Below are 721 nucleotides of genomic sequence, written 5' to 3'. Positions count from 1 at the left end.
GCCGGTGATCGGGTTGTACGGGGATGTGACGAATCCGGAGTATTGGGTGCGGCAGGCCCGTGACGAGGTCCGGTTCGGCGACACGGTGCAGCGGCTGACCGATGATGGGGTCAAGGTTTTCGTGGATGTGAGTCCGGACGGGGTGCTCACCTCCATGATCGCGCTGACGGCTCCGGACGCGGTGGTGGTGCCGACGTTGCGGCCGGGGGACGGGCTGCTCAGTGCCGCGGGTGGGTTGCATGCCGCCGGGGTCGAGGTCGACTGGACCGCTGTCCTCGGGGCGGCCGTCGCGCCGGTCGAGCTGCCGACGTATGCGTTCGAGCACGAGCGGTACTGGCTCGGAACCGCCGGTAGCGGGCCGCGGCTGCTCGACTCCGTGGTGAGTCTCGCCGATGGGCAGGGTTGCGTTCTCACCGGCCGTATCTCGCTCGCGACGCAGCCGTGGTTGGCCGACCATGTCATCGCTGGTACGACGTTGTTGGCTGGTACTGGTTTGGTGGAGTTGGCGGTTCGGGCGGGCGATGAGTCGGGGCTTTCGGTGGTGCGGGAGTTGACGTTGCAGGCGCCGCTCGTCGTTCCTGCTCATGGTGGCGTCGAGTTGCAGGTCACCGTTGGTGTCGATGGTGATTTGGCGATCCATTCGCGGGCTGAGGGTGGTGGTGATTGGACTCGGCATGCTACTGGCGTTTTGGGTGTGGCTGGGACGGTCCCGGCGGCGGTG

The 721-nt window shown here is 67.1% G+C and carries 1 pseudogene; it reads left to right on the top strand.

The features are described from left to right. Positions 1 to 721: pseudogene (locus IEZ31_RS55780) on the top strand (polyketide synthase dehydratase domain-containing protein); the annotation flags it as partial.

The organism is Dactylosporangium sucinum (genome assembly GCF_014647515.1).
GTDB classification, from domain to species: domain Bacteria; phylum Actinomycetota; class Actinomycetes; order Mycobacteriales; family Micromonosporaceae; genus Dactylosporangium; species Dactylosporangium sucinum.
Note: the sequence above shows the minus strand (reverse complement) of the source record. Positions and strands in the feature narration are given on the sequence as shown.